The sequence below is a fragment of the Microcoleus sp. PH2017_09_SFU_O_A genome (assembly GCF_020738625.1).
GTDB lineage: Bacteria > Cyanobacteriota > Cyanobacteriia > Cyanobacteriales > Microcoleaceae > Microcoleus.
The window spans coordinates 61,201-86,526 of record NZ_JAEQCF010000031.1; the positions used below are offsets into that span (position 1 = coordinate 61,201).

The window sequence follows — 25,326 nt, forward strand, 5'->3', positions numbered from 1 at the left end:
GCTTCTATACAAGCAAAACCCGCCTCCGCGGGTTGAAGGCAATGCGGTTAAAATACATTATCTTCTTCAGTCCGCGGAGGCGGACATTGTTTGTATAGACGCGGTTTCAACCGCCGTTTGCATCTATGGAATTATAACTCATAATTTCCAATTTTACCGCTAACTTCTAGCGACAGGAATCTCGATCGCAAATTCCGTACCTTGACCCGGTGCAGAATTGCACTTCAGCCGCCCGCCGTGCTTTTCCACCACAATTTGATAACTGATAGACAGCCCCAAGCCAGTACCTTTCCCCGGTTCTTTCGTAGTAAAAAACGGATCGAACAGCCTTTCATGAACATCTATCGGAATCCCCGGCCCGTTGTCAGCAATCCGAATCACAATATGAGAAGGACTGCGAATAGAATCAGCACAAACAGCAGCCTGTTCATATTTTACCTCAGTACAAATCCGCAGCGTCGGCGAAGGACAAGAAGGAATAGGCGCCTGTTCCCCGTCGCCCCACTGTCCGGTTTCCATTGCCTCTTCCAAAGCATCAATTGCATTGCCAATAATATTCATAAATACCTGATTCAACTGTCCTGCATAACACTGTAAGCGGGGCAAATTGCCGAACTCTTTAACCAGCGTAATTTTCGGATGTCCTGCCGTTTCTTTCAGCCTGTGCTGCAAAATCAACAAAGTGCTGTCAATTCCTTCGTGAATGTCCACCTGTTTTTGTTCTGCTTCATCCAATCGCGAGAAATTCTTCAGTGACAGCACAATCTGGCGAATTCGCTCGGCTCCCATTTTCATTGAACTTAATAGCTTTGGCAAATCTTTGAGCAGAAATTTCAAATCTATATCATCTATTTCTTCTCGAATTGCCTCTGTTGGTTCCGGGTATTCGCGCTGGTAAAGTTGCAGCATTTTTAGCAAGTCTTGAAAGTAATCGTCAGCGTGCATGACGTTGCCGTAAATGAAGCTAACTGGATTGTTTATTTCGTGAGCGACGCCAGCTACTAATTGCCCCAAACTTACCATTTTTTCATTTTGAACCATCATGCTTTGAGTTTTATGCACGTCCCGCAGGGCTTTCGCTAATTCTTCATTTTTAGTCCTCAATTGACTTTCGGAAAGCCGCACAGCTTCTTCTGCTTGTTTGCGATCGGTAATATCTTTGCGAATTGCTACATATTGATGGGGTTCTCCCCGAGAATTTAAGAAAGGTACAATCGTAGTATCCAACCAGAATAATCTGCCGTCTTTAGCTTGATTTTTCATTTCTCCCCGCCAAACATTTCCCTGGCGGATTGTTGACCAAAGCTGCTTGAAAAAATCAGTTGGGTGATAGCCGGAATTTACAAGTTTGTGGGTTTTGCCGTTCAATTCTTCCCGAGAATATTTAAACAGTTCGCAGAATTGCTCGTTGACGTAGGTAATAACGCCGAATTCGTTGGTATTTGAGACAATTGCCGATTGATCTAAGGCAAATTTTTCAAATTCTAATTCTTGGAGAGTTTGGCGCAATTCTGCTTCGGCTTGTTTGCGATCGCTAATATCGGTAATCATCCGCAAAACCCCCGCAAATTCGCCGTCAGCGTCGAACATTGGTGTCGCTGAGACGATCGCCCACAAGTGAGAGCCATCTTTGCGGGTAAACTGAAAATCGTGGCGTTCGCGAATGCCTTGCCGCCTGCGCTGCACATAACTTTCGGCTATTTCCCGAGCCTCGTCATCGATAAACTCAAATAGCGATCGCCCCAGCATTTCCTCCACAGTATACCCCAGCATTTCGGCCATCCGACAGTTCGCAAAAGTCGTGCTGCTGTCGGCGTCAAACATCCAAACGCCCTCCGAAGCAGTTTCGACGATGCAGCGGTAATAACTCTCGCTTTCCCTGACAGATTCAGTAGCTTGTTTGCGATCGGTAATATCAGTTTCCACCGCAATAAAACCTTCAAGTTCCCCGGTTTCTCGATAAATCGGGGCGATCGAAAGCGCCACCCAATAACCCTTTCCATCCTTCCTGTAATTGTAAATTTCCTGATTAAACGGCTCGCCTTTATCCAAAGCCGATCGCAATTGGGCAATAGTTAATGGATCTGTTTGAGGGCCTTGCAGCACATCACCCGGTTTTTTTCCCAGCATTTCTTCTAACACGTAACCGCTAATCCGAGTAAATGCTTCATTCACCCATTCAATGCAGCCTTGAGCATCAGTAATAATCACACCATTTTGCGTTTTTTGAGCCACGATGGCCAAGCGCGACAATTCTGTTTCAGTTTTTTTGCTTTCGGTAATATCTTGAGAAATACCCAGAATGTACTTAGGCGCGCCATCAGCGTCAAACAAAGGAACTTTTTTTGTGTGCAAAATCCGTTTTCCCCGGTGCGGAAGTTGGATAATTTCTTCTGGTATATCAACCTCTTTTCCCGTGGCAAATACTTCTAAATCTTGTGCTTGCAAGTAATTTGCCTGATCTGCTTCCAACAAGTCAGCAGCATTATTTCCCAGCACTTCGTCCCTCGAATAGCCAAACAATTCTTCGCTAGCAGCATTCCAATAAATAAATCTTTGTTCCACGGCATCTTTAATAAAGACGCTAACCGGCAGATTTTGCAGTACCGCATTCAGAAAATCTTGAGTGTTTCGCAGCTTTTCCTCAGCGCGCTTGCGCTCAGTAATATCCAAAATCACTCCGTCGAGATAGACAACCTGACACAGAGAATTTGCGATCGGCGAAACCGACGAAACTACACCCGACAAAAATTCCTCTATTTCCCCTTGTCCCTCTTTTCTTTCTCTAGCCTCATCCCCCTCCCCACAAACAGCTTGACCTTTTTCGTAAACCCAGCTAATTTCGCCGTCAGCCCGGAGAATGCGGTATTCCAGGATATACGGAGTTCTAGTTGCTACACTTTTTATGAGAGCCTCCTCCATATTTTTGCGGTCTTGAGGATGGATGATGCTCGCAAAAGAACGGACGCGATCGTTGATAAAATCAGATGATGGATAGCCAGATATTTCTTGAACAGCCTCGCTCAAAAACGCCATTGTCCGTATTAATTCGCCATCGGATCCCGTCCATTCGCAGTTGCAGCGGTATACAGCACCGGGAATATTAGCTACTAAATTTTTATATCGTTCTTCGCTGCTTAACAAAGATGAGCTGTCTTCGTTATGGCGATCGCCATTCTTAACTTTAGAAGAATTCGAGGAAATTTGCATGATTTTTTCACTTGTGACTGCGGGGGCAAGTGTTAGAGTAGATGGCTGTATAAAAAGTGAATTTAATTGGCGAAATAATACGCTATCAACTAATATAGTACAAAATTACTTGTCCGAACATTCAAAAAATTTGAGGGTGGATAATAGCAAGAAGGAAGAGGGAAGAAGGAAGAGGGAAGAAGGAAGTCGGAAGAAGGAAGATTTTGCGACTCTCCCCATCTCCCCATCTCCCCATCTCCCCCTCTCCCCCTCTCCCCCTCTCCCCCTCTCCCCCTCTCCCCATCTCCCGCTCCCCCAATCCTCCACTCTCGTTACAATAAGATAAGTTGCCTTGCTACCGATCGCCCTCAAACAAAAACCATGGCTCAACAACAACCCCGGATTTGCATTCTCGGCGGAGGCTTCGGCGGACTCCACACAGCCCTGCGCTTGAGTCAGTTACCCTTCTCCAAAACCGAAAAACCCGAAATAGTCCTAGTTGACCGTCGCGATCGCTTCCTGTTCGTTCCCCTACTGTACGAGCTCCTCACCGGCGAACTCCAAACCTGGGAAATCGCGCCGCCCTTTGCGGAACTCTTGCAAAACACAGGCGTGCGCTTTTGTCAAGGCACTGTCTCCGGCATCGACGTGGAGTCCAAGCAAGTGCAGTTACACGACGGGCCAGAAATTCCGTGCGATCGCCTAGTATTAGCTTTAGGTGGCGAAACACCCCTAGATATGGTCAAAGGAGCCGTTGAATACGCTTATTCCTTCCGCAGCCTCGACGACGCCTACCGCTTGGAAGAAAGACTGCGGTTTCTCGAAGCTAGCAACCCCGACAAAATTCGGATTGCGATCGTCGGCGCCGGTTATTCGGGAGTAGAATTAGCTTGTAAATTAGCCGATCGACTCGGAGACAAAGGTCGCGTCCGATTAATCGAGCAAGGCGACACGATTTTGCGGACATCACCCGAGTTCAACCGCGAAGCCGCCAACAAAGCATTAGAAAAACGCAAAGTCTGGATCGACTTAGAAACAGCAGTAGAGGCGATCGAATCCGACACCATATCCTTACTCTACAAAGGACAATTAGATGTTCTTCCCGTAGACATAGTATTGTGGACAGTAGGAACCCAAGTTAGTCAAGCAGTGCGATCGCTCCCCCTGAAACAAAACCACCGCGGTCAATTAATAGTTAACTCCCAGATGCAAATCATCGACCATCCAGACATATTTGCCTTGGGAGACTTAGCCGAATGTCACGACGCAACAGGTCAAAAAGTCCCCGGAACAGCCCAAACAGCATTCCAGCAAGCTGACTACACGGCATGGAACATATGGGCATCCCTGAGCGATCGACCATTACTACCTTTCCGGTACCAGCCGCTAGGAGAAATGATGACATTAGGAATAGACGAAGCCACCCTGACAGGTTTAGGAATCAAACTCGACGGACAACTAGCACACATTGCACGCCGCCTAGCCTATCTCTATCGAATGCCAACATTTGACCACCAACTAAAAGTTGGTTTCAACTGGATTAGCAAGCCGATTCAGGAGTTGCTGAAAAAGTAATATAGCGGTTATCAGAAAGATTCGCGGACGTTGTTGGGCTTGGGCCCTCTTGGTTTAAACGGTTATGTAAGCTGTCAGTTATACCTCATCTTTTTGAGATAAGACGTACGAATAGAATTCGCGTCTACACAAACGATGTCCGCCTCCGCGGACTGAAAAAAATAACTTAATGACCTTCGCCCGGTATTATTCTGATTCTTGAACCTGCGGAGGCACGTGAGTGTTTGTGTAGACGCGAATGACCTTCGCCCGGTATTATTCTGATTCTTCAACCTGCGGAGGCAGGTGAGTGTTTGTGTAGACGCGAATGACCTTCGCACGGTATTATTCTGATTCTGGTTCTTCAACCTGCGGAGGCACGTGAGTGTTTGTGTAGACGCGAATGACCTTCGCCCGGTATTATATTACTCGTTTTCAAATTCATTCTAACCAATGACAAAAACTATCTTTTTAGATGCAGCAGGCACACTATTTTACGTTCGCGGTAGCGTCGGCGAAGTCTACGCAAAACTAGCCAAAAACTTCGGAGTAACAGTTAATAGTAAAGACTTAAATACAGCATTTTACCAAAGCTTCGCCTCAGCAAATCCGATGACATTTCCAGGAATCGAAGCAGCAAAAATTCCCCAACTAGAATTTGAGTGGTGGCTAGCAGTTTCGGCAAAAGCTTTTCAAATAGCAGGCGTTTTCAATCAATTTTCAGACTTTCCCAAATTTTTTGCCGAACTCTACGCTCATTTTGCCACCCCCGAACCTTGGTTCGTCTATCCCGACGTATTCCCAGCATTAAATAAATGGCAGCAACAAGGAATCGAATTAGCAGTAGTCTCGAATTTCGACTCGCGACTTTATCCAGTATTAAAAGCACTCAATTTAGCAGAATATTTCACATCAGTGACAATTTCCACCGAAGTAGGTGCAGCAAAACCCCAGCCGGAAATTTTCACCGCAGCTTTGCAAAAGCACAACTGCACAGCCGAGAATGTCTGGCATATCGGCGACAGCTTCAAAGCCGATTATTGCGGCGCCAAATCCGCAGGCTTAAAAGCAATTTGGTTGAACCGAGAACAGGAAAAAGTAGAATCCGGCACATTGCCTTTAACTGAAACTAAATTAGAACAGTGCAGCAGCCTTGATTATTTAACCTTTTAACCGGATAATGAGCAAGATGTAAAATCATGTCCGGTCAATTACCCGCCATCCAAAAGGTTTGTAGTGAGGACTTTAGTCCTTTTTGATGCGGACTAAAGTCCTCACTACAAACCAATTTTACTACGGTCATTAGTCCCGTTAATTAACAGAACTTGATATCTATTATGCAAATCACCTCGCCATGAAACAAAACTCAATTCAAACTATACTAACAGACACAATGACCGTGTTTTGGGGAGAATGGCTAGATTTGCGAGTCCGAATCCTGCCAATTGCCGCTGCTGGTTTAACATCCCCATTAATTTACATTCTAGCTTTTGGTTTCGGGTTGGGCAGTTCCATGCCTAAACCGGCAATTGGTGGCAATTATCTAGAATTCATGCTGCCGGGAATGGTTGCACTTTCATCGATGACAGTAAGTTTTACAGGCGCAGTATTTTCTATTTGTGGCGAACGCCTTTTTAGTAAAACATTTGAGGAATTGCTACTGCTGCCGGTACACCCCCTAGCTTTGCACGCAGGCAAAATGCTAGCCGGAATACTGCGGGGACTGCTAACTTCGGTTTCCGTGATTTTAGTAGCAGTTGTGTTTACTCAAAAGCTAGTATTTTTGCATCCGCTATTTTTGTTAGTGATAATTCTCAACTCCGCTGTATTTGCGGGCCTGGGAGTGATAGTGGGTTTAAACGTAAAATCTCTCGAATCAGTCGGATTGTACAACAATTTTCTGATAACTCCGATGTCATTTTTGGGCGCGACATTTTTCGACCCCGCGTCGCTACCAGTAGCCCTGAAAGGGATAGTTTATCTGTTACCGCTGACTTATGCCAGTATTGGATTGAGGGCTGCTGCTTACGATATCGCCAAGTTTCCTTGGTACAGCATACCTGTTTTGTTGGTGGCTGCGATCGCCTTTTCTGCGATCGGCGCCCGCCAGTTTTCTACCCAACAAGACTGAAGGAAGTCCGCACTCATTAGTCCGCGTCGGCTGACTTCGCTGAGAGTATCTCAGTTTTGCTTTGTACAAAGTGAGATGCACCCATTTCATTTGTCCGCAAGCGGTCTCAACCGCTCAATCATAACAGGAGTGGCTAACTAGGATTGGTTATTACCGCCTCGATCGCACTTGCAGGCCCTTTTGTGGCGATCGTATCAGTCACTTTAAAGCCAGCAGAGGAAAGCAAATGATAAAATTCATCTTCCCTCCGCATAAAAGTACCGCCTATCACAAACAAAGTTAGGCTACCCATACCAATAAAAGGCGACATTTTGCCTGAAGGCAACATAAAATCAACAATCAGCAGGCGATCGTTAGCTGTCATAGCTTGATAGCAATTTTTAAGAATTGTAATAGCACGCTCATCATCCCAATTGAGGAGGACACGAGAGAGTAAGTAAAGATCCCCACCACGCGGCACCGCTTCAAAAAAGCTGCCTCCAACTACTTGACACCTATCTGCAACTCCAGCCGCGTGCAAAACCTGAGGTGCATCCACAATAACATCTTCGCGATCGAACAAAATAGCTTGCATTTGGGGATTAGCATTTAGAATAACAGCCGTGAGAGTTCCAATACCCCCTCCAACATCCACAAGCGTCTTAAATCCTGAAAAATCATAAGCTTCAAGCACCGGAAGCAGCCACTCCCTTGTTGTCTCCTTCATCCACTCATTGAAATTTATAGCCGCCTCAGAATTCTGCGTCAAATAGCTATAAAAACTCATCTTAAAACTATGTTCAAAAGCCGTTTCTCCTGTCTTTATACTGTACAATAAATTACCCCATCCCTGATATAGTTCATCACCCATTGCCAGAACCGTACCTCGCAAAGAATCAGAAGTACCAGTCAAGAGATGCTTGCCCAGAGCATTCAAGCAAAACTTATCATTATCTTCCATAGAAAACACACCAACACTTACTAGCATACGCATCAGGTGATAAATACCCTGAGAATTTACCCCAGCAGCTTCCGCAAGTTCATCAGCAGTCTTAGAACCATCACTCAGAATATCTGCAATTTCCAGTTTAGCCGCTACAAAAATAGCCTGGGATATTTTAAATCCATACATCATTTCTAGTAGCACTGACGATGATTTTTCGCCTTCAGGTTGGGCATTATCTGTATATAAAACCATGAGTTATCCTGTGAATTACAATCTTCAATTATAAGTTGTTGGTATGTTGTTGGGCTTCAGCCCCAAGAGCACTTTGGTATGTTGTTGGGATGCGAGCCCTAAGAGCGCTGAAGCGCAACTACGTACCTGGTTGGTATGTTGTTGGGATGCGAGCCCTAAGAGCGCTGAAGCGCAACTACGTACCTTTAACTACCTACCTTAATCATCCCATCCTTTTCCATAATCTCTTACCGGATATTCTGTCCATGCACTTCTTAGCCACTCTCTTCCTTGATACTCTAAATACCAATGTACGCTACTTGCTGACCAATCATAAGGAGATTTTGCCCAGCCATGTTTGACAGGATTGTAATTGATGTAATTAATAGTGGTATAATAATGCCTTTCGGAACGAATAGCGCGATCGCTAAATGAACACCACACTTTACCTGTAACACGATCCTCAAGATTCCATTGTCGAGCCAAGGGGCCGTGAATCGAACGAAATAGCACACTTAATTGTGGCATATTAACATGATGGACTAAGAGATGATAATGATTCGGTAAAACTACCCAAGCATTAATTTCGATACCATCGGAAATAAACTTCTCAAAAATTGAATCTAAAAGTTGGTGACGGCGTTCCTGAGTATTAATCCGAGATTTATGCTCAAAACAACTAACTGTAAGATGATAAAATTCAAAATCTCGCACTGGATGAGGTGGAGAATGAGCAGGATATCCCTTAGCCAACCTTTCATTAACAAGTTGCACCCGTTCTTCTAAAGTTAATTTCCGATATTCATACATAAAGGTAAGTAGTTGCGCTTCAGCGCTCTAAAAGGTACGTAGTTGCGCTTCAGCGCTCCGAAAGGTACGTAGTTGCGCTTCAGCGCTCCAAAAGGTACGTAGTTGCGCTTCAGCGCTCCGAAAGGTACGTAGTTGCGCTTCAGCGCTCCGAAAGGCTCGTAGTTGTGCTTCAGAGCTCTGAAAGAGGGCTAAAGCCCAACAACGTACCTAAAACGTACCTAATCAGTACCTAATCAATATATTCTCTAAGTTGTTGGGCCATAACCTGAACATGAGGAGGGTAATTCATAGTAATATGATTTCCCGGCACCTCTCGAACCTCTATCCCTCCCCCAGCCACCTCAATCCATGGCAATTCAGGATTTTTAGGATTAACTTCATTTTGTTCGCTAGCACGAAAAAAGATAATTCGACCCGGATAAGCTTGAGGGATGTAATTTCGCATAGCTTGACCGTGTACTTTAAACAGATGAAGAAAGTGACGAATCTCAGGCAATCCAAAATCGGGAGGAACTACCCTATTAGCAATCTTTACTTGCTCTAAAAAGTAGAGAAGTTGCTCATCTTGCTCAAGCTGTTGGAGGACATCCAAAGAAAGAGACAGATCGAAACCAACACCTAGTATATAAACCAGAATTGCTGTATCATCTTCTGTCGCTAAAACAGGCATTTGACCGGGGCCAGGAGTATCTATCAGAGTTAGCAATTCTACTTTTTGACCGATCGCATTCAGTTGTTGCGCCATCTCAAAAGCAACTGTGCCACCAAAGGAAGAACCTCCTAGGAAATAGGGCCCTTCAGGTTGGCGAATCTGCAAAGCTTCGATATAGCGAGTTCCCATTTCCTCAACTGTAGTACAGGCATCTGTTTCATCAACCGAAGCAGGTGCTTGTATTCCCACAATAGGCCGCTCTGAACCGAGATAACGTGCCAAATCCCGATAAATGTAAACGTGTCCGCCTACCGGATGCACTAAAAACAAAGGTTGTTTCAAACTCCCCCGCCGAATCTCCACTAATAAGGACTCCGAAGCTGACTGGGATTGCTGATTATCACTCGCAGACAACCCGGAATCATCTTTAATTAATTCAGCCAAAGCTGCAATAGTTGATGATTGTAACAGGCTGTGGGGAGACAAGTTTTTTTGCAGTTTTTCGTTTAACTTAGTTATTAGTTGAACTGCTAATAATGAATCCCCCCCTAAATCAAAAAAATCATCATCAATTCCCACTTGTTCAATCCCTAGAAATTCTTGCCATATCGTAGCAATAGTTTGCTCAATTTCATCTCTAGGAACACTATAAGTATTTTGTAGATTCGGCCGAGAATGGAGTTGTGCTGAATCTACATTTGGGGAATTGTCATCGGACAAAGATCCAATTTTAATCGGTTGCTCGATTCCTGGTGGTTCAATCCAGTAACGTTGGCGCTCAAAGGGATAGGTTGGCAATGGGAGACGATAACGCTGCTCATCAGCATAAAATTGAGACCAATCTATTTGTACTCCTCCTAGCCAAAGCTGACCCAATGTAGTAAGTAAGAAAGCTACATCTGATTTTTGGTCTTGCGGATGGCGCAATGAAGAAAGTATAATCTGTTCAGAAGGCTTATTGTGATGTTGTTTTGCTAGCGTGTTCAATGTCCGTCCGGGACCCACTTCTAGCAATATTTGATTGGGCTGGTTTAATAGCTGTTGTAAACCCTCTGCAAACCTTACTGTTTGACGCAGGTGTTGACCATAATAACCGGGGCTTGTCGCCTCCCCCGCTGTAATCCAATTCCCAGTAACATTGGATATGTAGGGAATTTTTGGTGATTTGAGCTTGACTTTTTTCACCTGTTCGGTAAATGGCTCTAAAATTGGCTCCATCATTTGTGAATGAAAGGCATGGGAGGTGTGCAACCTGCGACCCTCTATACCTTTTTCTTTTAGTTTTTGTTCCAATTCATCTACGGCATCGATGGCACCTGAAATCACGCTTAGAGATGCTCCATTGATCGCAGCTAGATCCAGCTTATTGCCGAGTAAGGGTTTGACTTGCTGTTCTGTAAGTGGCACTGCAAGCATGGAACCAGCAGGCAGTTGTTGCATCAATTTACCTCGTGCAGCTACCAAGGATAAGCCCTCTTCCAAGGAGAACACGCCAGCCAAACAAGCTGCTACATATTCGCCAATGCTATGACCAATCATTGCTTGAGGATGCACTCCCCAAGACATCCACAATTTAGCTAAAGCATATTCGATCGCAAATAGTGCAGGTTGTGCGATCGCAGTCTGTGTTAGTTGGTTGGTAGCTGCTTCTGCTTCTGCTGCGCTTGGATAAAGTACGTGGCGCAAGTCAATGCCCAAGTAAGGTTTCAGAATTTCCGAACATAGATCGATCTGTTCGCGAAATGTTGGTTCAACTTGGTAAACCTCCAAGCTCATATTGATGTACTGCGAACCCTGTCCTGAAAACATAAATACGACAGGTGGATTTTTGGACTCTGGGAAGTTGGTAAAAACTCGTTTTGGATCGAGATTCTCAAGGGCTGTAAAACCATCTTGACTGTCATTGCAAACCACTATGCGTCGATGATTAAAAGCCTTTCGACCGACTTGCAGCGTGTAAGCCACATCAGCCAAATTTACCTCGGTATTTTGTTGCAAATACTTGCTTAAGTTGGCAGTAGCACTATTAAGTGCAGAGCTACTTTTTGCCGACAAAACTAATAGTTGCGATGGGCGAGATTCTCCTGATGCTTCTGCAATAGGCGCTTCTTCAAGAACTACATGAGCATTAGTTCCACCAATGCCAAAAGAACTAACTCCAGCACGACGGGGTGATTTACCTGCTTTCCATTCGGAAAGTTGGGTATTGACATAAAAAGGACTGTTGGCAAAATCAATCTTAGGATTTGGCTGTTCAAAATGCAAGCTAGGGGGTATTAGCTGGTGTTTGAGAGCCTGGACAGTTTTGATTAAGCCAGCAACACCAGCCGCAGTATCTAAATGTCCGATATTGGTTTTGGCCGAACCGATCGCACAAAAGCCTTTTTTCTTAGTATCCACAGAGAAAGCTTGCGTCAGCGCAGCGATTTCGATCGGATCGCCGAGGGGTGTTCCAGTTCCGTGAGCTTCTATATAGCTGACGGTTTCAGGGGGAATCTCGGCTATTGCTAAGGCATCTGCGATCGCCTGCGCCTGACCGTCTATACTAGGAGCTGTGTAGCCAACTTTCAGAGCACCATCGTTATTAATAGCGCAACCTTTGATTACCGCATGAATATAATCTCCATCTGCGATCGCCTCCTCTAATCTTTTCAAAACCACAATTCCCACACCGCTACCGCTAACAGTTCCCTGTGCATTAGCATCAAAAGCCCTACAGTGCCCGTCTGGAGAAAGAATCATGCCCTCTTTATAAAAATAGCCTGTCTTTTGATTGACGCCTATAGAAACGCCACCAGCCAAAGCCATATCGCATTGGTAATTTAGCAAACTTTGGCAAGCCATGCCGATCGCAACTAATGAAGTTGAACAGGCTGTTTGGACAGTAACACTCGGCCCCTTCAAGTTTAATTTATAAGAAACGCGAGTTGACAAAAAATCTTTCTCATTGGCGATCGTAAGTTGGAAATCTCCCACAGATTCTCTAAGCTGACGATTCGGATAAAGGTTATTCAAAAAATAAGTATTGAAACTCCCTGCACCTGCGTAAACCCCAATCGCACCTTCGTAAGTTTCCGAGTTGTAGCCCGCATTTTCTAGAGCCTGCCAAGCCGATTCCAAGAAAAAGCGGTGTTGTGGATCTGTGATTTCAGCTTCTCTAGGATTCAACCCAAAGAATGAAGCATCAAACAACTCAATATCTGCTAGTACCGCTCTGGCTTTTACATAGCGAGGATCGCGCACGACTGACTCGTCAATCCCGAAAGATTCTAGTTCTTGTTCGGAGAAGAAAGAAATAGATTCAACACCATCACGCAGGTTTTGCCAAAACTCATCAACATTTTTCGCGCCAGGAAAGCGACCCGCCATGCCGACGATCGCGATACCTTCTAGAGAAGATTGGGTGGTTTTTTCAGAGTTATCCATTTTGATTCTTTCCTGGTAACAATACTTTGGACAATTGAATCGGTACGTTGTTGGGCTTTAGCCCTCTTAGGTACGTTGTTGGGCTTTAGCCCTCTTAGGTATGTTGTTGGGCTTTAGCCCTCTTTGAGGATGGTATGTTGTTGGGCTTTAGCCCTCTTTCGGGATGGTATGTTGTTGGGCTTGAGCCTCCTTCCGGAGCGCTGAAGCGCAACAACGTACCTAAGAGCGCAACTACGTACCTCATTTGGAAAATTTAGAGCTATCGATTTTTATTTTTTCCCTTTAGGGCTTGTTTTTGCTTTTGGCGGTTCATGGCGTCTTTTTGTTTTTTAATCCGCTCTTGACTTGACCCAACAGAGGATTGTTCTTCAGGCTCCTCACTTAAATATTTAGCCAAAGATCTGATGGTTGGATATTTAAACATTTCAACGATTGACACATCTCTGTCCACCACTTCGCGCAGTTGGCTGTGAGCCTGAGCCATCAATAATGAATGACCCCCTAAATCGAAGAAATTATCATCTACACCTACTTTTTCCAAGTGTAATAGCTGTTGCCAAACAGTAGCGATATTTTGTTCTATCTCAGTTTGAGGAGCCACATAAGTTGCTGACAACTCTGGGTTAATAGCCTCAGGTTCAGGCAGTGCCTTACGGTCTACTTTGCCATTGGGTGTAAGTGGGAAATTAGGCAAAAATACAAAGCTGGAAGGCACCATATAGTCGGGCAGTTTTTGCTTCAAAAAGTTTCGCCAACTGCCGAAATCTGTGTGTTCTAGTCCGAGGTTGGAAATAATATAAGCGACTAAGCGCTGGTTGCCGGAGACATCGGAGCGGCTGATAACTAGAGACTCCTGCACATCTGGGTGTTGGCTTAATACCGCCTCAATTTCTCCTAATTCGATGCGGAAGCCCCGAATTTTTACTTGGTGATCGATGCGGCCTAGAAATTCGATATTGCCATCGGGTAAGTAGCGAGCTAAGTCGCCTGTTTTATAGAGGCGAGAACCCGGTTCGTTGCTAAAGGGGTTGGGAATAAAGCGTTCCGCAGTTAGTTCAGGTCGGTTGAGGTAGCCCCGCGCTAAACCAGCACCGCCAATATAGATTTCTCCGGGAATGCCGATCGGCATAAGCTGCAAATGGGCATCCAACAGATAAACTTGCGTATTGGCGATCGGGCGACCGATGGACGGCGGCTCTTGACTATCGGTACATTCGGCGATCGTTGCACAAACGGTGGATTCGGTCGGCCCATAAGCGTTAAAGAATCGACGACCCGGTGCCCACTTAGCCACAACATCGACGGAAACAGTTTCTCCCCCAACAATAATTGTTTGCAATGTAGAAAGCTCTTCAAAAGGAACAACTCCCAAGACTGCTACTGGTAATTCAATGTGGGTAATAGCTCGATCGCGCAATACCTCAATCAAATCAGAACCTGCCAAAAGAGCATTATTGATTGCGATACAGAGAGTTGCTCCCGAACACAAGGCAATAACCCAATCGGAAGTTGCAACATCAAAGCTCAAGGAAGCAAATTGGAGAACTCTGCTGTTCGGTTGTACGTCGAATATCTGAATCTGTGCTATAGCCAGGTTGCATAGTCCTCGATGCCCGACAAGTACGCCTTTTGGCTTCCCTGTAGACCCGGAAGTGTAAATCACATAAGCCAGGTTCTCAGAGGTTAAGCTGCATTCAGGATTTTCCTCACTCTGTCGCTCAATAATTTCCCAATCTGTGTCCAGACAGACAACTCGCGCTTGGTGTTTGGGAAGAGATTCAACTAACCGCCTCTGAGTCAGCAGCACTGGTACTTGGGCATCTTCTAACATCAAGGCCAAACGCTCTGGCGGATAAGCTGGATCTAGTGGTACATAAGCCCCGCCAGCTTTGAGAATACCCAGCAGTCCCACTACCATCTCCAAGGAACGCTCTACACAAATTCCCACCATTACTTCAGCGGTGACACCTAATTTGCCCAGATAATGCGCTAACTGGTTTGCTCGTTGGTTCAGCTCTTTATAGGTAAGTTGTTGGTCTTCAAATACTAGGGCAATAGCATCTGGCGATCGCTCTACCTGCTCTTCAAACAACTGGTGTATGCACGCATTTTGAGGGTAATCGGTTGCGGTATTATTCCACGCTACTAACTGCTGCCGTTCCCACTCAGTTAAAAGGGGTAATTCTGAGATTTTTTGCTCTGGATTAGAGACGATTCCTTCCAGCAGGGTTTGGAAATGTCCAACCATCCGATCGATCGTGTCAGCATTAAACAAATCTATGCTGTACTCAAAACGACCGACTATGCCCTCGGATGTCTCCTGTAATTCCAGGGTTAAATCAAACTTTGCCGTTTCAGTATCAATATCTAACTGGCTCCAATTCAGAATCGAATTAACGCCTGACATTGGGGGTTGGAGAACAAAAGCAACTTGGAACAGCGGGTTTTGACCCAAATTTCGCTCCGGTTGCAGTGCTTCTACCAACTTCTCAAAAGGCACATCTTGGCAAGCAAATGCTTCCAAAGTCACTTCCCGCATCCTTTCGAGCAACTGCCGGAAAGTAGGGTTGTCCTTGAAATCGGTACGCAGTACCAAAGTGTTGACGAAGCACCCAATTAGCTGCTGAATCTCGGGCTGGTTGCGTCCTGCGGTGACAGTGCCTACAACAATATCGGTCTGCCCCGTGTAGCGATAGAGCAAGGTTTTGAACGCTGCCAGCAGTGTCATGTAGAGGGTAACGCCTTCTTTCTGACTCAATTTCGCGATCGCCTCGCTCAAAGTTTGAGGTAGCGCTAGACATTGCCTTGCACCCCGAAAAGTTTGGATTGGCGATCGCGATCGATCTGTGGGCAGTTGCAGCGTTGACAGATTCGCTAGTTGCTGTTTCCAGTATCTCAGTTGGTTTTCCAGCACCTCTGGCTGTAGCCATTGCCGTTGCCAATAGGCAAAGTCCGCAAACTGAACCGGCAGTTCTGGCAGGGGCGATCGCCCGCCCAAAGAAAAGGCGCTGTAGAGTGTCGCCAGTTCCTTCATAAACAAGCTGTACAAAGAAACACCATCGATCGCGATGTGGTGTATGGTCAGGAACAACCTGTAATCAGCCTCGCCCAACCGCATGAGAGTACCCCGCAGCAGTGGCCCTTGGGTAAGGTCAAAAGGCTGCTGCGCTTCCAAAGTTCCCAGCCGCAATGCTTCAGACTCCCGTTCTGCCTCTGGCAATTCCCCAATATTCACCACTGGCAGGATGAAATTAAAGGCATCTTGAATCACCATCACTGGCTGCCCATCCACGACAGCAAAGGTCGTTCGCAAAATTTCGTGACGCTTGATGATTTCGTTGATGCTGCGCTCCAGAGCAGCAATGTTGACGGAACCAGGTAGGCGAATGGTAATCGGTTCGTTATAAAAAGGTAGATCGGGAGCCAGTTGACATAAAAACCACAGTTGTTGCTGGCTGAAGGATAGAGGTAAGTCCCGATGCCGCGAAATCGGTTGAATCGAGGAAGGCTGGGGTGTTGGAGATTTTTGACTGGCGATTTCCAGATTGCGAGCCAGATCGGCGACTGTGGCAGACTCAAACAAGGTACGCAAAGGTAACTCTACCTGGAAAGTGTCTCGGATTCGAGTTGCAATCTGCGTGACTACCAGAGAGTGACCTCCCAATTCTAAGAAATTGTCGCGAATACCCACTCGCTCTAGTCCCAGAACTTCGGCCCAGATTCCTGCCACCACATCTTCCACAGGAGTTTGAGGTGCCACATAATCTTGTCCTAGTTCGGGAATTTTAATGGCAGGCGCTAGTAGCTTCTGACGGTCTATTTTGCCGTTGGGCGTGAGCGGCATGGTTTTCAGGAACACAAAGCTGGAAGGCACCATATAGTCTGGCAACTTATCTTTCAGGAAGTTACGCAACTTGCCCGCTGTCGTGCGTTGCAAAAATTTTAAGAATCCTTGAGTTTCTAGGAGGTAGTCGATACTCTGCTGAATCACAGCTTTTTCACTCGCTGTGAGAGATAACTCAATTCCTGCCTGATTTCCTTGACACCAAGCGACAGTTCCCTCAAAACATCGCTCTTCGGTATCTCCCGGTAGCACGAGGCGCAAGTGCAGGCGTTTACCTTTTGACCAATTATCTGGCACTCCGATCGCGCCAATCCCACTGATCGATATGTCTTCTGTTTCTAACTTAACTGAGCGATCGCCATCAAATTCTGCTAAACACTCGCTTTTAAAGGGTATTCGTTCTGCGGTGACCTTGGAAACAACATAAGCGGCGATCGAGCGCTTCTGTCCGGGGACATCTTCTTGTGCTGCTACCACTGCTACCTGCACGTCGGGGTGTTGTCCCAGCACCGCTTCAATCTCGCCTAGTTCAATGCGGAAACCGCGAATTTTCACTTGGTGGTCGATGCGGCCTATAAACTCGATATTGCCATCCGGCAGATAGCTACCCAAATCGCCAGTACAGTAAAGCCGATCGCCTGTATGGGGATGAGTGATGAAGCGTTTGCTAGTCTTTTCCTCATCTCGCCAATAGCATCGGGCTAGACCAATTCCCCCAATATAAAGCTCTCCGACTACTCCCTCTTGACATGGTTCCATCGCTTCGTCGAGCACATAAAAATGCTGGTTGGTCATTGACCCACCGTAAGGGATACTTTTCCAGGTGGGGTCTATTGTTTCGATGGGATATAAAATCGACCAGATAGAAGCCTCCGTTGCACCTCCTAAGCCGATGACAGCAGGGATTAAAGATTCGTCTAGCTGAGAGCTTGAATCAAGGCACTGGCCGGGCTGGACGCCCGCCCTACTCAACTGAGGTTCAATATCTAAATCTAAACTTTCCGACACCCACCTAGAAACTAAATTTTTGATTTGATCTGGCAAAGTCAAAGGTATCCAATCGCCGCTGAGAAGGACTAATCGCAGAGACGAAGATAAATCTTTGCTATGAACAGCGGCATAATCTACCAGCATCTGCATCAATGCCGGTGCAGAGTTCCAGATAGTGACTTGTGCTTGCACTATCAAATCGACCCAGTGAGCGGGATCTGGCGTTGCTGATACTTGAGGGATTACAACAGTTCCTCCTGCTGCCAGCAAGCCGAAAATATCATATACCGATAGGTCAAAGCTCAGGGAAGATAGAGCTAAGACCCGATCGCCCGCTCCCACTTCAAAGCGTTGGTTGATATCGAGTAGAGTGTTGACAGCACCCCGATGCTCGATCGCTACTCCCTTCGGTTGACCAGTTGAGCCGGATGTGTAAATCACATAAGCTAAATTATCCGATGTCACCCCACTGTCTGGATTTTCCTCTCTGGAGCGATCGACAGTTTCTAAATTCCCATCCAAACAGATGACACGCGCTTGATGCGAGGGAAGAGACTCGACTAAATGCTGTTGTGTAAGCAACACTGGCGTTTGAGAATGTTCCAACATAAATGCCAGTCTATTTGCCGGATAATGCGGATCTAGCGGTACATAAGCTCCCCCTGCTTTCAGAATACCTAATAGACCTACAACCATCTCCAGCGATCGCTCCACACAGGCTGCCACCAATACCTCTGGCCCAACACCCACAGTCTTCAGATAATGTGCCAACTGGTTAGCTTGAGAGTTTAAGTCCTGATAAGTTAGCTGCTTCCCTTCAAAAATTACGGCAATGGCATCAGGCGATCGCTCTACTTGGAACTCAAATAGTTCGTGAATGCACCTATCCGGGAAATTATCTAACATTTTATTTTTCCTTATATCGAGGTATACAGAGTTTTTTTTTCTTTGTTTTCGTAACTATTGCTGAGTTAAGCTGATCCAGCCAAAAGGCTTAAATTATTAACAAAAATGCCGTCATACATAAGGGGTTAAACCCCTTTATACAAGCCCATAAACCTAGTCACTGGCATCGTTATATTTTAGTTGCTATTCCTAAACTCACCTATTATATTTCTATAAGGTTCACTTAGCGCTAATGTCCGAAAATTAGGTACGTTGTTGCGCTTGAGCGCTCTAGTTGATACATGAGAGCGCTCAAGCGCAACAACGTACCTTTCTTTAATGTGAAACTTGCATCCATGACTGATGTAGCAAAACCCTTGAAAAAGGGTATTGCCAATAATCGAAAGACGAAAATATAGAATAATTTTTAACTATCAAATTTTCAGAAAAATTATACCTGCTACCTTCTCCTTATTAAATTTTCTGCTGAATAGGAATCTCAATCACGAAATCCGCTCCCTTACCTCGTGCTGAAATACAAGTTAAGCTCCCCTGATGTTTTTCCACCACAATTTGATAGCTAATAGCTAACCCCAAACCAGTACCCGATCCCACAGGTTTCGTAGTAAAGAAAGGATCGAAAATTTTTCGACATACTTCCTCAGTCATCCCCGCTCCATTGTCCGCAATAGATATCTCCACTTTATTACGGTTTACGACTCTGGTGCGAATGCAAATTTTTCCTTTATTATGCGTCACAAATTCTTTTTTCTGTGCAGCTACTGTGGGACAAACCGCAAATGACTCTTCAATCGCATCAATCGCATTGTTGAGTATATTCATAAATACTTGGTTCAAAAAGCCGGGGTAACACTCTACCCTAGGCAATTTTCCATACTCTTTAACAATTTCAATACCTAATTTTGAGGTGCTGGCTTGTAGCTGATTTTGTAACAGCAGCAGAGTGCTATCGATCCCTTCATGGATATCTACTGGTTTCATTTGAGCCTCATCCAAGCGCGAGAAATTCCGTAGCGACAAGATAATCTGGCGAATGCGCTCTGCCCCTACCTGCATCGAATCAATCAATCTAGGAAAATCTGAAATTATGAATTCGATATCAATATCTTCTGCATAGTTTTGAATCTCAGGAGTTGCATTAGGCAATTGCTGCTGGTAAAGATTCAGCAACCCCAGCAAGTGATCGACATAGTCACTAGAGTGGGTAAGATTGCCATAGATAAAGTTAATCGGGTTATTAATTTCGTGAGCTATACCACCAACCAATTGCCCCAGACTTGACATTTTTTCAGTCTGAATTAGTTGAGTCTGTGTCGCTTGCAATTCCTGTAAAGCAAGTTCAAGCTCAACTGCTTGTTCTCTCAAAAGTCTATTTTTTTCTTGTAACTCCAGCGTCCTTGCTTCGACTTTCTGTTCCAGCCTTTGGTTGTAATCGTCTAATTGCTCGTTGGCTGTTTTCAATTTTTGAGTTGCGGCTTCCAATTTACCATAGAGCATCGCATTTTTAAGGGAGATAGCTATCTGTGAAGAAAGTATCTTCAACAATTCCAGCCTCTCCGTTGTAAAGGCACCTACTGTCAGATTATTTTCTAAATAAATAATTCCAATTAGTTTGCCTTGATTAATAAGAGGCATAGACAAGATTGACTTCGGCTTGGTTTTGATGATGTAAGGATCGTTGATAAATATTCCTGAAACTGCTGCATCATTTAATGCGATATTTTCTTTGGCAATGCGAACATAATTAATCATAGAAACAGGAAGATTGTCACTTGTTTCAAATGGTGAGTCTGAATACAATACAACCGCATCACTATCCACAACACCTGTAGCTTCTATCAAAAGCTTTCCATCTTTTTCTAGAATCAGGCAGCTACTTGTAGCTCCGGCATTTTCCATCACAATTTTAAGTAACTTATTCAGCAACTTATCCAGCACTATTTCCTCAGCCAAGGCTAGAGATGCTTTGTTGACAGTAGACAAATCCAATACCGCCGAATTTCCTCCTGCGACCGATGTTGTTGTCCTATTAATCTCTAGGCCTATGGATTCTCGCTTTAGAATCTCGGAAAATACCAAAGGATATCTAGACTCTAAATCTTTAACTTTGGCATTGGCTCCCCAACGAATATATCCATAGTAAGCCTGTGTCAGATAAATTTGAGCAAACTTGTCTCTGCCCAGGGATAAATAAAACTCTGCCGCTAGTTCTGAAGCTAGTGCTTCTTCCTGAATGTATCCTTGTTCTTTAGCTCCCGTTATAGCTCGGTCATAATAGTCCATTGATTCTAAAATTTGCCCTTGAATCCTTGCTTTTTCGGCCTCCACAAGTTCGTACTTATGCTGGAAGTTAAAGGGGGCATGGAATGCCCATTTCTGCATTTGTTGTTGATTAGCTTCTACCAAGCTCATATATTGTTGTTGTTCGGCCTGAGAAACTTGAGGATAAACAGCGAGTAGAGCAAGGGAATAATAGAAGTTATGAGGAGCAGAAACTACCATACCCATGACGTTACCTGCGTGTTCTGCGCCTAAACTGGCGCTGGCAATAGCATTCTTAGGTTCTTTAAATAGATAAGAAAGAATTGTTTTGGCAAGATAGGAAACATATAGCAAAGTTCGATTGTTACTTTCAATAAAAACAGGCAGCATTTGTGTTTCATTAAAACTTTCGCCAATCAACTGACATTTTTCTCCACTTCTATCTTCAAGATTTAGCGTCATTTGGTGGAATATTTTGATGTAGTAGATTGAATAGTCTTGTTTTAGCTTGATTGCCAAATCAAGATATTGTCTTTGCTTATGATCTACAATGTCTAATCGCTCCCCCGTCAAAAATATGCTCGCGCAATAAACAGTAATACAATAACCAGCATATTCTATATCTCCAGTTTCCAGTCCACTTTGTAGCCCAGAGAGTAAGGGTAACAACGCTTCTTTACCATGCGCTTTCCAATGTATAACCAAACCATAAAATATTTGATGTACTTTACATATAAGCGAGTTCGCATTAAATTTATCCAACAACTTTAAAGCCAAGTTGCCTGCATGATATCCGGCATCTATATCCCCGATTGCCGAACACAGTATTACACTATAAGAGACATACGCAACAGCACTAAGAGGGGAGTTGCCGTGTTCCAGGCAGATTTTAACCAAGCTCACTATAAGCAGGGGCAAAATTTCGGGATTAGCAGCGACAGCAGGAGAAACAAGGGATGTCATTATCCTTAAAGCTGCTATTTTGTAGGGGTCTGTCATTTCTGGGATATTTTCTAAGTCGCTGAGCTTTGGTAACTCAAAAACAAAACCCCCGTCGCCCACTTCATTTGACAAGGAAACACCCAGCATATCCAATACTTGCAGACCCGTATCAATGGCTTTTAACATCTGATTTTGAGCCATATAAAACTGGATTTGGAGCTCGTATACCTTCACTCTTTCGAGCAGAGTGTTTGCTTTTTGCAAAACAACTTCAGCCAGGGTTGCTGACCTTTCGTAATTGGTATTAAGATATTCCGCTTCTACGGCTTCTACATAGAGTGATAGTGTCAGATTGTAGTTGGTCTGCCAACTGTTTTCTGCTAAGAGTTTTAACCCTACTCTTAGTTGTGTGACAGCAGCTTCATAAGCTGACGCTGCTTTGGCTTTCCGACCAGCTATTAAATTTAAGTGAGCCAGGTTATATTTTTCTTCTTGCTCGGTAAGGAATTCCACTCCGACATTTAGCTGGTTAACAATATCAAAGATATTGTCTTCTAGGATGTCTGGATTCATATTCTGTAACAAGAGTTGACCAATTTTCAGGTGCGTAGCTTTTTGCTGCTCAGTAGGAATCAGAGAATATGCTGCTTGCTGCACTCGGTCATGCAAAAATCTGTAGGAAACTTTGTAATTATTAATTTCTAATTGGGTTCCTTGAGTATTGGCTACTACCAAGGACTCATTACTCTGGCACAGTAACGGTATTTTGCAAGCACTTTCTCCCAAAGGCAAAATTAGACCAGTCTGAAGCCCCTCCCATAAAGCAGATGCCGTTTCTGATATAGATTTTTCATTGACTATTGCCAAAACATCCAAATCAAATCGATTCCCAATACAAGCTGCTAACTTTAAAACTTTCTGGGTATCTGAAGGTAGTTTTTCAATGTTTCTGGCGATGAGTTCGACGACATTATAATCGGCGATTCCTACAGTTTGAATCTGTCCCATGTCCCACTGCCATCTGCCAATGCTGAAGTCGAATGTCAACAGTTTTTCTGCGTAAAGGGTAGTGAGTAGCTGAGTTAAGAAAAAGGGATTTCCTTGAGTTTTATTGAAAACTAGCTCAGCTAGTAATTGCCATCTTTGTGTTTCATATCCATCGTTTCCTACAAGTAAACTTTCTTCCTCAAGTTGTTCTTGTTGATCGAACAAGCAAGTCAGAGGAGATGCTGCTGATAAGAAGCTTTCACCCAAAGTATCAGCAACTAATTGACTGACGGTATTAAATGTCAACGGTTGAAGGATGATATTATTGACGATCGATCCAGATGAATAAATACTATCTAAGGTCTGCATTAACGGATGAGCTGGGCTGACTTCGTTATTTCGATATGCTCCAATCACGAATAAATATTTGCTATCTCGGTCAGTTAGCAGCACATGAATCAATTTCAAAGAAGCAGAATCTGCCCACTGCAAATCATCTAAAAATAATACTAGGGGATGTGCTTTTTGGGTAAAAATATGAATGAATTGTTGAAAAACATGATTGAAACGGTTTTGTGATTCGCTTGCCCCTAGTTGAGTAACTTCGGGTTGCTCGCCAACAATTAATTGTAATTCGGGAATAACGTCAATTATGACTCTAGTATTTTGACCTAAATTATTTAAAATCTCCTGTTTCCAAAAATTTATTTTTTCAGAACTTTCTGTTAACAATTGTCGAATTAGTTCTTCAAAAGCTTGAATCAAGGCTCCATAGGGAATATTGCGTTTAAATTGATCGAACTTACCAGCGATAAAATAACCCCTTGCTCTGACAATGGGTTTGTGGATTTCATAAACTAAGCATGATTTACCTATTCCTGAGTAACCGGAAACTAGCATCATCTCGGCTGTTCCAGCACTAACTCTATCAAAAGCATCCATTAGATTGGCTACTTGCGTTTCTCGTCCGTACAGTTTTTGGGGGATCAGAAAATGACCTGATTTATCACACTTGCCCGGAATAAAGTTACAATTTTTTCCACTTTGCTGCAATTGATTTAGACATTGTTCTAGATCGGCCTTGAGGCCATAACCACTTTGATATCTATCTTCAGCAGTCTTGGCTATTAATTTCATCACAATGTCAGAAATTGCTTTGAGAATCTCGCCATTTTGAATTTGAGATTTGGAGTGATTGCTGCTAATTTCTACTTGCCTATTTTGCTCTTTTGCACATATAATCTTCCAGGGCGATACAGGCTGTTTAGCGATATGGCAGTGAACTAATTCCATTGGATCTGTAGCTTTAAATGGCACTTCACCGCACATCATTTCATAGAATGTGATACCTAAAGAGTAGAAGTCTGTGCGGTAGTCAATTGAGCGATTCATCCGCCCAGTTTGCTCTGGTGACATATAGGCAATTGTGCCTTCTAGTAAATTGGGATGGCTGAGTGTTTGGGTCGATCTAGACAATCGCGTAGCAATACTAAAGTCAGTAATTTTTACTTGGAGGGTGGCAGGATGGATGATGATATTTGTTGGTTTAATATCTTTATGAATAATTTGGTTGTCATGCAGTTTACCCAGAGTATCTGCTAACTGAATAGCGATTGATAAAAAATCTTTTAGTTTAAGCTTGTGAATGCTCAAAAAGTTTTTGAGTGCTTCTCCTTTTGAATCTTCTAATATCAATGCCAGACCATTGCGATGATTTTCTAATCCGTAGGGCTTGACAATACCTTCTAAATTGAGATTTCTAGAGAGTTCGTATTCATGTCTCAATTGCATAATCTCTTCGAGATTAGGATATTCTGCTCTCAAAATTTTGATGATTACAGCTTGTCGATCTTGCTTCCTCTGAGCCCGATAAACTACTGTATTCAAACCTTGGTTGATTTTTTCTATTAATTGGTAGTTAATCTTAATACTCATAAGCATTTAGTTAAATTAAATCTAGTGAGTGAATTATGTTATAATATACCACAGTCAATCTAAAAGTGTGCTTTTTTACACAATATCTGAGAGCTTTTTGGGAGTTTTTTGGTTGACTATGTTTGTGATACAAATTATCTTAACGTACTTGGGGTCTGATTAGAATCCGTAATTTCCACATGATTTTCATTTTATTGCTACTACCAAAAGCGATCGCAAGTTTTGCCACCCTCTAAATACCAATAAAAAATTAGGATTGTTTATTGTATAGTTGGTTCGCTCAAACCTGATGTTCTTTTCGTCTGAACAAGTAAGCAAATTGGTATTCCTAAATTCGCGGTATAATTAGAGAACAAAATTAGGCGTTCCTGATTTGGAGTATGATTTGCCTCGGAAATGAGCGAGTAGGGGCAATTCATGAATTGCCCCTACTCGCTCATTTCCGAGATTGCCTAAGCGACTGAATCATACCTAAATTCAGCAACGCCCATAATTTTTTGATGGATAGGGAAACGGCTGATTAACGTTGATAAACGTAGTCT

At 43.9% G+C, this 25,326-nt stretch carries 9 protein-coding genes; 3 read left to right on the plus strand and 6 right to left on the minus strand.

Annotation, left to right across the window (positions count from 1 at the left end):
- Window positions 1–159 precede the first annotated feature (159 nt).
- Complete coding sequence (locus JGK16_RS13425) at window positions 160–3,210, minus strand: PAS domain S-box protein (protein WP_293190899.1); 3,051 nt, start codon at window positions 3,208–3,210, stop codon at window positions 160–162.
- A gap of 360 nt (window positions 3,211–3,570) precedes the next feature.
- Between JGK16_RS13425 and JGK16_RS13430 the strand changes: the two genes are divergently transcribed.
- From JGK16_RS13430 to JGK16_RS13440, 3 genes are all read left to right on the plus strand, one after another.
- Window positions 3,571–4,764, plus strand: coding sequence for an NAD(P)/FAD-dependent oxidoreductase (locus JGK16_RS13430; protein ID WP_293179925.1), 1,194 nt, complete (start codon window positions 3,571–3,573; stop codon window positions 4,762–4,764).
- 432 nt (window positions 4,765–5,196) lie between these two features.
- Entirely contained in the window at window positions 5,197–5,916 is a 720-nt protein-coding gene (locus JGK16_RS13435; RefSeq protein ID WP_293179922.1) for an HAD-IA family hydrolase, read from the plus strand.
- Between the two features lie 181 nt (window positions 5,917–6,097).
- The gene (locus JGK16_RS13440) at window positions 6,098–6,874 is read left to right on the plus strand and encodes an ABC transporter permease (RefSeq protein WP_293190902.1); all 777 of its coding nucleotides are present in this window, start codon (window positions 6,098–6,100) and stop codon (window positions 6,872–6,874) included.
- Between the two features lie 133 nt (window positions 6,875–7,007).
- Here the strand turns inward: JGK16_RS13440 and JGK16_RS13445 are convergent, their stop codons facing one another.
- The 5 genes from JGK16_RS13445 to JGK16_RS13465 all read right to left on the minus strand — a co-directional run bounded on the left by JGK16_RS13445 (window position 7,008) and on the right by JGK16_RS13465 (window position 24,784).
- The gene (locus JGK16_RS13445) at window positions 7,008–8,051 is read right to left on the minus strand and encodes a methyltransferase (RefSeq protein WP_293190905.1); all 1,044 of its coding nucleotides are present in this window, start codon (window positions 8,049–8,051) and stop codon (window positions 7,008–7,010) included.
- Window positions 8,052–8,249: 198 nt separating this feature from the next.
- On the minus strand, window positions 8,250–8,840 hold the full coding sequence (locus JGK16_RS13450; protein ID WP_293179913.1) for a transposase: 591 nt from the start codon (window positions 8,838–8,840) through the stop codon (window positions 8,250–8,252).
- A 229-nt stretch (window positions 8,841–9,069) separates the two neighbouring features.
- Complete coding sequence (locus tag JGK16_RS13455; RefSeq protein ID WP_293190907.1) at window positions 9,070–12,918, minus strand: beta-ketoacyl synthase N-terminal-like domain-containing protein; 3,849 nt, start codon at window positions 12,916–12,918, stop codon at window positions 9,070–9,072.
- Between the two features lie 259 nt (window positions 12,919–13,177).
- Entirely contained in the window at window positions 13,178–18,658 is a 5,481-nt protein-coding gene (locus JGK16_RS13460) for a non-ribosomal peptide synthetase (protein ID WP_293190909.1), read from the minus strand.
- Window positions 18,659–19,111: 453 nt separating this feature from the next.
- Window positions 19,112–24,784 (minus strand): ATP-binding sensor histidine kinase, encoded by a 5,673-nt coding sequence (locus JGK16_RS13465; RefSeq protein WP_293190911.1) that lies wholly within the window; start codon window positions 24,782–24,784, stop codon window positions 19,112–19,114.
- Window positions 24,785–25,326: the final 542 nt, after the last annotated feature.

Excerpts from the sequence above, each read along its gene's own strand:
- JGK16_RS13450 (WP_293179913.1), bottom strand. The coding sequence starts at position 8,840 with ATGTATGAATATCGGAAATTAACTTTAGAAGAACGGGTGCAACTTGTT.
- JGK16_RS13465 (WP_293190911.1), bottom strand. The coding sequence starts at position 24,784 with ATGAGTATTAAGATTAACTACCAATTAATAGAAAAAATCAACCAAGGT.
- JGK16_RS13445 (WP_293190905.1), bottom strand. The coding sequence starts at position 8,051 with ATGGTTTTATATACAGATAATGCCCAACCTGAAGGCGAAAAATCATCG.
- JGK16_RS13460 (WP_293190909.1), bottom strand. The coding sequence starts at position 18,658 with ATGTTAGATAATTTCCCGGATAGGTGCATTCACGAACTATTTGAGTTC.
- JGK16_RS13425 (WP_293190899.1), bottom strand. The coding sequence starts at position 3,210 with ATGCAAATTTCCTCGAATTCTTCTAAAGTTAAGAATGGCGATCGCCAT.
- JGK16_RS13440 (WP_293190902.1), top strand. The coding sequence starts at position 6,098 with ATGAAACAAAACTCAATTCAAACTATACTAACAGACACAATGACCGTG.
- JGK16_RS13430 (WP_293179925.1), top strand. The coding sequence starts at position 3,571 with ATGGCTCAACAACAACCCCGGATTTGCATTCTCGGCGGAGGCTTCGGC.
- JGK16_RS13455 (WP_293190907.1), bottom strand. The coding sequence starts at position 12,918 with ATGGATAACTCTGAAAAAACCACCCAATCTTCTCTAGAAGGTATCGCG.
- JGK16_RS13435 (WP_293179922.1), top strand. The coding sequence starts at position 5,197 with ATGACAAAAACTATCTTTTTAGATGCAGCAGGCACACTATTTTACGTT.